The 7,408-nt window shown below is 70.1% G+C and carries 7 protein-coding genes; 6 read left to right on the top strand and 1 reads right to left on the bottom strand.

All coding sequences use genetic code 11. The annotated features are described in order from the left end of the window. The first annotated feature begins 4 nt into the window (after window positions 1-4). The 3 genes from ACWEN3_RS36970 (at window position 5) to ACWEN3_RS36960 (ending at window position 3,166) form a co-directional block, all read left to right on the top strand. A complete protein-coding gene (locus ACWEN3_RS36970; protein ID WP_452980249.1) occupies window positions 5-628 on the top strand; it encodes a response regulator transcription factor in 624 nt (207 codons plus the stop codon). Beyond that, window positions 625-2,043, top strand: a complete 1,419-nt coding sequence (locus ACWEN3_RS36965; protein ID WP_452980243.1) for an ATP-binding protein — start codon at window positions 625-627, stop codon at window positions 2,041-2,043. The genes ACWEN3_RS36970 and ACWEN3_RS36965 overlap by 4 nt, the downstream gene beginning before the upstream one ends. Window positions 2,044-2,179: 136 nt before the next feature. Further along, on the top strand, window positions 2,180-3,166 hold the full coding sequence (locus ACWEN3_RS36960; RefSeq protein WP_452980240.1) for a hypothetical protein: 987 nt from the start codon (window positions 2,180-2,182) through the stop codon (window positions 3,164-3,166). A gap of 210 nt (window positions 3,167-3,376) precedes the next feature. On the opposite strand, the gene ACWEN3_RS36955 is transcribed toward ACWEN3_RS36960, so the two are convergent. After that, window positions 3,377-4,021, bottom strand: coding sequence for a LysR family substrate-binding domain-containing protein (locus tag ACWEN3_RS36955; RefSeq protein ID WP_452980246.1), 645 nt, complete (start codon window positions 4,019-4,021; stop codon window positions 3,377-3,379). Between ACWEN3_RS36955 and ACWEN3_RS36950 the strand changes: the two genes are divergently transcribed. The 3 genes from ACWEN3_RS36950 (at window position 4,014) to ACWEN3_RS36940 (ending at window position 7,313) form a co-directional block, all read left to right on the top strand. Then, window positions 4,014-4,640: an aminotransferase class I/II-fold pyridoxal phosphate-dependent enzyme gene (locus ACWEN3_RS36950; RefSeq protein WP_452980237.1), complete on the top strand. Its 627-nt coding sequence runs from the start codon at window positions 4,014-4,016 to the stop codon at window positions 4,638-4,640. The genes ACWEN3_RS36955 and ACWEN3_RS36950 overlap by 8 nt on opposite strands. Further along, window positions 4,637-5,653, top strand: coding sequence for an alpha/beta fold hydrolase (locus ACWEN3_RS36945; RefSeq protein ID WP_452980234.1), 1,017 nt, complete (start codon window positions 4,637-4,639; stop codon window positions 5,651-5,653). Before ACWEN3_RS36950 ends, ACWEN3_RS36945 begins: the two co-directional genes overlap by 4 nt. 340 nt (window positions 5,654-5,993) lie before the next feature. After that, window positions 5,994-7,313 (top strand): S53 family peptidase, encoded by a 1,320-nt coding sequence (locus ACWEN3_RS36940; protein ID WP_452980231.1) that lies wholly within the window; start codon window positions 5,994-5,996, stop codon window positions 7,311-7,313. The last annotated feature ends 95 nt before the right edge of the window (window positions 7,314-7,408 follow it).

The following is a 7,408-nucleotide window of genomic DNA, read 5'->3' as shown; positions in this document are numbered from 1 at the left end:
ACCGTTGAACTCCGCTTCAGCGCGCTGCCCGAGCACGTCCGGACCGCCCGACTGGTGGCGGCAGCGGTGGCGCGCAGGGCCGGAGTGGACGAGGCTGGACGTGATGATGCCCGTGTTGGACGGGCTCGCCGTGTGCCGGCGGCTACGGGCTCTGGGCGACCGTACGCCGATCCTGGTGCTGACCGCGCTCGACGCGGTCAGCGACCGGGTGGACGGGCTGGACGCGGGAGCGGACGACTACCTCGTCAAGCCGTTCGCGCTGGACGAGCTCGCGGCCAGGCTCCGTGCGCTGCTGCGGCGTACGGGGCCCGGCGAGGCACCGCCGGCGGCCGGGCTGCGCTTCAGCGACCTGGTCGCCGACCCGGAGACTCGTACGGCGGTGCGGGCGGGACGGCGGCTGGAGTTCACCCGCACCGAATGGTCCCTACTGGACCTGCTGCTGCGCCATCCCGGCCAGGTCCTGGAGCGCGAGACGATCATGCGCTGGGTATGGGGCCGGGACCTCGGGCCCGATTCCAATTCGCTGGCCGTCTACATCGGGTACCTGCGCCGGAAGATCGAGGCCGACGGTGCCTCGCGTCTCGTCCATACCGTGCACGGGATCGGCTACCGGCTGGACGAGCGGTGACCCAACCCCGTGGGCACCGACGCCCTCCGCTGCGCCGCCGGCTGGCGCTGACCGCCTCCGCGGCCGTAGCGGGCGTGGCACTCGGCGTGTGCGCGGGGGCCTACGCGGTCACCGTCCACACCCTCCAGCGGCAGTTCGACCTTCAGCTCACGCAGGCAGCCACGCTGGCCATCCAGCGGCATTCCGAGGAGGGGCCCGGTGTCCAGGCCGGCGAGTGCCGGTTCCTGGCCGCTCCCGCCTGCGCGCAGCTTGTGCCCGAAGCACCCGCAGACGATCCGCACGCGACGTATCTGCTGCCTGTCTCCGCGGCTGTGCGTCAGGTCGCGGGCCGTGACCGGGCTCCCTACTTCAGTACGGCCTCCGTGGACGGCCATCCGGTGCGTGTGCTCACGACACCGGCACGCAAGGGGCTGGCCATGCAGGTGGCGCTCCGCTCCGACGGAGTGGGGCGGGCCGAGCGCCAGGCCGCCCTGCTCCTGGCGGCGATCGGCGGGGCCGGTGTGCCCGTCGCTGCCCTGCTGGGCTACTGGGTGTCCCGTTCCGGTCTGGCGCCGTTGACCCTGCTGACCTCTACGGCGGAGCGGATCACCACCACGCGCGACGCCGGGCTGCGCATCGAACTGCCCGCCGGGCCGCACAACCGTGAGGACGAGATCACCCGGCTCGCGGTCACCTTCAACACGATGCTGGACGCGCTGGAGGAGTCACTCTCCGCGCAGCGCCGCCTGGTCGCCGATGCCTCGCACGAGCTGCGTACCCCTTTGACAGCCCTGCGTTCCAACGCCGAGATCCTGCTGCACGCGGACCGGTTGACCCCGAGGCAGAGGGAACGTGCCACGGGAGCCCTCACCCGCCAACTGCGTGAAGTGACGACTCTGGTCAACGACTTGATCGACCTGGCACGCGACGAGGAGCCGCAGCAGACCCTGGAACCGGTCCAGCCAACGGCTCTGCTGGAGCACAGTGTGGCCGCTGCACGTGACCACTGGCCCCACGTCGGTTTCGTCCTCGACATCGAACCCGCGACCGCGTCGGCCCTGACCGCCGCCGCCCCGAGCCGTCTGACCCGGCTGTTCTCCAACCTGCTGGACAACGCCGCGAAGTTCTCGCCCGCCGACGGCCGGGTCGAGGTGACCGCGCGCCGGTCGGCGCGCGGCGGCGAGTTGGAGATCACCGTCCGCGATCACGGTCCCGGGATCGACTCCGCCGACCTGCCCCATGTCTTCGACCGCTTCTACCGTTCCCAAGCCGCTCGTGCCCTGCCCGGCTCCGGCCTGGGGCTGGCCATGGCCCGGCAGATCGCCCACACACACCACGCGGAACTCACGGCTCATCAGGCGCCCGGGGGTGGAGCACTGTTCCGCCTGATGCTGCCCGTCGACCCGCACGGCGGCAGCCGGCGGCGCGGGCCCTGACACAGTGCTGCCCTCGGGCAGGCGGCGCCGGGGACGGTGGGCGTCAGCGGAAGTTCCGCACGCCGCCGCTCCTGGTTCCCGCTCTTGGTTCCCGCTCTTAGTTTCTTCTTAGAAGCACTCCGCAGGATCGCTCTCCATGACGATCAAACGAGTTTCGGCTGTGCTCGGACTGCTCCTCGCGACGACCTGCTCCCAGGTCACCGTATCCTCCGCGGAAGCCGCGGCCCCTTCCTCCGCGGCCCCGGCCAACTATCTCTACGCCTCCATCGGGGACTTCGACACCGACGTCAAACCCCTCCTCGACCGCCCGGACATCGCGGGCGTGCAGGTGGTGGTGCCCTGGAAGGCTCTCGAACCGAGGAAGGGCCGGTACGACTTCTCCCAGATCGACCACGCCCTGAAATACGCCCAGTCACGCGGCAAGAAACTGTTCGTCCAGGTGCAGGACCGCTTCTTCACCCTGCCCGCCAGGATTCCGGACTATCTGCTCAAGGACCCGGAGTACCGTGGCGGCGCGGCACCGACCACGAACGAGAGCGGCCTCGGTCCCGGAGAACCCGGTGCCGTGGCCGCCCAGTGGAACACCGAGGTCAGGAACCGCTTCCAGCATCTACTCAAGGCGCTCGCCCAGAGGTTCGACGGCCGTCTCGCCGGAGTGAACCTCCCGGAGACCGCGACCGCCGTCGACGCGAGCAAAGACCGCACCGGGTACAGCGACGACGCCTACTTCCGTGCGGAACTCGACAACATGGCCTATGGAGCCGACGTCTTCAAGAAGACCCCATTCATCCAGTACGTGAACTTCTGGCCCGGCGAGTGGAACAACGACCACGACTACATGGGCCGGACCTTCGAATTCGCCAAGAAGCACGGTATCGGGCTGGGCGGTCCCGACATTCTGCCCAATCGTCCGGCGCAGATGCAGAATTCGTATCCCTTCTTCCACCGGTACCGAGGACAGCTCCCGCTCGTGGCCATGGCGGTGCAGGAACCGGATTTTGAATACACCAACCCTGGAACGGGCAAGCCGTACACCCGCCAGGAGTTCACCGACTTCGGTACCGAGTTCCTCGGGGTGAACCGGATCTTCTGGGCCACCAGTTCTCCCTGGCTCCACGAGTGAACTTGCCACCGGGCAGGAGTTGGTAGCGGCCGAAGAAGGTGCGCAGGGGGTCTGTCGATGTGGAGATCCGTCGCGTCGATCCAGGAGATCGTCACTACCCGGTCCGGCGCCGTTTCCACCGCTTCTCCGGCCAGCAGCGCCCAGTCGCGGCAGGAGGCGACGGTCTCCGGCCCTCCCCGTTCCGCCATGCGAGCCTCAACTGCCGGGCGGCTACTGCTCCCGCGCCCGCGCCTTGGTCAGTTGCGTCGCGATGGCGGTGAGGCGTGCGGCCGGCGCGCCGGGGTCGGATCTCGTCATGGCGGTGAGATCGATGGTCGCCGTCGTGTGACGGAGCGGTCTGAACCGGACGGCGGGGCGTGACGTGGACGCCGCGGCGGGTACGACGGTCACGCCGAGCCCGCACTCGACCATGGCGATCTGTGAGGTCACCGACCGCGCCCAGTGGGCCGGGACAGGGCTGAACCCGGCCGCTCGGCACATGGTCGCCATGGCGTCGTGGTAGTCGGGCGAGATCTGGCGGTGCAGCCACACCCACGGTCCGCCCGCGAGGTCCGCCAGATCCAGTGGGCCGGTGGCATCGGCGGCGGGGTGGTGCAGGGGCAGGGCCGCGACGAACCGGTCGGCGAAGAGCAAGGTCGCCGTGGTGCCGCGCACCGGGGCGGTCTGGCGCACGATCGCCCAGTCGAGCGAGCGGTCCAGGAGCCCCGCCGCGGCTTCATGGGTGTCGATCTCCTGGGTGCGGATCTCGACGTCCGGCGCGGTCTCGTAAAACCGCTCCAGCACGAGGGGCAGGGGCCAGGAGAAGGCCGAGGCTACGGCGCCCAGGCTCAGTCGCCCGCCGCGGCCGGTGGCGATCTGCCGGGCGGCGGCCTCGGCTTCCTCGGAGTGCCGGATCTATACCTACCGGTCCGTACTCGCGGTGGCTACGCAACTGCGTGGCCGTACCGTCGTCGTGGGCGGAGTGTCCAAGGAGCACGCCATGACCGGCTGGTGCGTCGGCTGGCTCGCCGCGCCACCGGAGATCATCGCCTCGGCGCGCCTGCACGTCTCCCGCACCATCACCCATGTCCCGACGGTCAACCAGCGGGCACCGTTCGTCGCCCTGGGGGACAGCACCACCCCCGTCGAGGCCGCCCGCGACTACCGGCGCCGGCGCGCACTGCCGGCCGAGGCGCTCAACGGCATCGACGGAATCGAGTGCCCGCTGCCCGACGGCGGTATGTTCGCCTTCCCCGACGTCAGCGGACTGCTCCGCGACCGCGGCTGGAACAGCAGCGCCGACCTGGCCGCGTGGCTCCTCGACACCGCTCACCTCGCGGTCGTACCCGGCGAGGCGTTCAACGCGCCCGGACGCATCCGCGTGTGCTTCGCTGTCGACGACGAAACCCTGATCACCGCGATCGAGCGACCGCGGACCGTCCTCGGGCCCGCGCGGTACGAGCCTGCCGTGCACCACATGGAGGCAGTCCGATGAGCCCTGTCAGGAAGCTCGACCGCTTCACGCTCCCCCTCACCGTCGGCGCGACCCGTGTCGAGGTGTCCGGCCTCCACCGTGACGGCACCGGCACGCCCCTGCTGTTCCTGCACGGCTTCGGCTCGACGAAGGAGGACTACGCGGACGTCGTCCAGCAGGCGCGGCTCGCCGGCCGTCCTGTCCTGGCCTACGACGCGCCCGGCTGCGGCGCCAGCACCTGCGCGGACCTCGGCGCCGTCTCCATTCCGTTCCTCGTCTCCGTCGCCGAGCAGGTGCTCAAGGCGCGGCAGATCGACCGGTTCCACGTCGTCGGGCACTCGATGGGCGGTCTGACCGCGCTCCTGCTCGCCGACGGCGACCCCGGCAGGGTCGCGAGCTTCACCGACATCGAGGGCAACGTCGCGCCCGAGGACTGCTTCCTCAGCCGGCAGATCGTCACCCACGCCCACGACGATCCCGAGGAGTTCCTGGCCCGGTTCGCCGAACGCGTCGGCGGCTCACGCATCTACGGCGGCGCCCTGTACGCGTCGAGCCTCCCCCACAAGGTCCGGGCCGGAGCGGTCAGGGCCATCTTCGAGTCCATGGTCGACCTCTCCGACCACGGCAGGCTGCTCGACCGGTTCCTCGCACCCCCCGCCCCCCCGCGCCGAGGATGTTCATGTACGGAGAGCGGAACAACACGCTCTCCTACCTCCCCGCCCTGGCCGAAGGCGGCGTCGAACTCGCCGAGATCGAGCACTGCGCCCACTTCCCGATGTACTCGAACCCGCCGCAGATGTGGGCCCGCATCGCCGGCCTCGTCGCACGCGCCGACGCCGACTCCTGACCGCTCGGTCGCGGGAGAGGCGGCGTTCACTCGCCGCAGGATCGGCCCGGCGTCGACCACGACAGCTCCGTCGGCATGGTGCGTCGGCCGCACCAGGGCAGCACCAGCGCTCGGCAGTTCGGCGATCGGCGACCACGTGGCGGCGAACGCGAGCGACCCGAACGCTCAAGCGCCACCGCTCAACTGATCCAGTGGCACGATTCTTTGGTCATTGTTGAAGGACAAGCCTATCCGCCCGACAACTGCGAGAGTAACCTCGCCCCGTCCGCCACCCCTGTGCACCCACCCCCCACCTGCGGGGCGGACACGCAAGTCCCTTTCGATCTCAAGAGAGGACTCTGATGGCACGCACCATCAGACGGTGGCTGCTCGCGGGGGTGGGCACACTCAGCCTCGCAGCGGCGGGCGCCGTGCCCGCGACGAGCGCTGCCCACCAGGCAACCTTCCCGCAAGTACGGCCAACTGTCGCAGATTACACGCAGTTGACGATTAGTCAGATACCCCCAACGCAGGCTCAGTGCGCGTCAGTGGGACGTCGCTGCTTCACCCCTCAGGCCATCCAGGCGGCCTACAACGTAGGCCCGCTGCACTCGGCCGGAGACGACGGCCGCGGTCAGACGATTGCGATCGTCGACTCCTACGGCAGCGACACCATGGCTCACGACCTGCACGTATTCGACCAGGCATTCCACCTGGCGGCCATGTGCGGGGAAGAGAACGTCAGTTGTGCGTCCGGCATGCCGACCTTCAGCGAGCTTCATCTGCAGGGCTCGCCCGCCACCAAGGCGCCGCCGTCCACGAGCAAATCCCCCGGGCAGGAGGACAAGAGCGCTTGGGCGCTGGAGGTGGCTCTCGACGTCGAGACCGCCCACGCCATGGCACCCGGCGCCAACATCCTGCTGGTCACCACCCCGACCGCCGAGACCCTCGGGGTGCAGGGTCTGCCTCAGATGATGGCCGCCGAGCAGTACGTCGTGGAGCACCACCTCGCGACCGTCATCTCCCAGTCGTTCGCCTCCGCGGAGGGCGCCTTCGGCAGCGCCCGGTCGCTGGAGAACCTGCGCTACGCCTACAAGGCGGCGGCCCAGAACGGCGTCACCGTACTCGGCTCGTCGGGTGACGACGGAAGCGCCGGTTCGACCAAGACGCCCGTGGGCAAGGGCGGGACCACGCTCACCGGTCCCGCCGTCGAGTGGCCCGCGTCCGACCCGCTGGTCACCGGAGTCGGCGGCACGGACCTGTGCACCGACCCGGGTGCCACCAACGGCAGGGTCGTGGACAGCGTCTCCCCGCCGGGAGCCTGCCAGAAGGCCTCCGGCCAGTCGGAGATCGCCTGGGTCGGCTCCGGCGGCGGCTACAGCAGCGTCTTCGCCAAGCCGGACTACCAGTCGAGCGCGATGCCGGCCGGCAGCACCTCCATCGGTGCGATGCGCGGCGTTCCGGACATCTCCCTGCAGGCGAGCCCGTCCACGGGAGCGCTGGTGTACGTGTCGCTCCCGCCCGACGGCCAGCGCGGGCTGAAGTGCGGCAGCACACCGTGCAGCACGGGCTGGTACGACATCGGCGGCACGTCGTTGGCATGTCCCCAGTGGGCGGGCCTGGTCTCCCTCGCCGACCAGATCAACGGCGGTGGACTCGGACCCATCAACCCGACGCTGTACAAGCTCGCGTCGGACCCGGCCACATACGCGGCGGACTTCAACGACGTCACCGTGGGCAACAACACCGCCGAAGCCTCGGTCCCGGGCTACTCGGCCACCAAGGGCTGGGACCCCGTCACCGGACTGGGCACGCCGAACGCGGCGAAGCTCCTGCCCGACCTCGTGAGCGCCGCGCACAGCGGCTGACCGGCGGGGCAGCAACCGGGCATCCCGGCGCCGACCGATTGCCAGATCCGCGAGCGCCTCACCCAGGGCCAGGGCCTGACCGGCCCGGAGACGGC

It is taken from the genome of Streptomyces sp. NPDC004561, from assembly GCF_053602155.1.
Note: the sequence above shows the minus strand (reverse complement) of the source record. Positions and strands in the feature narration are given on the sequence as shown.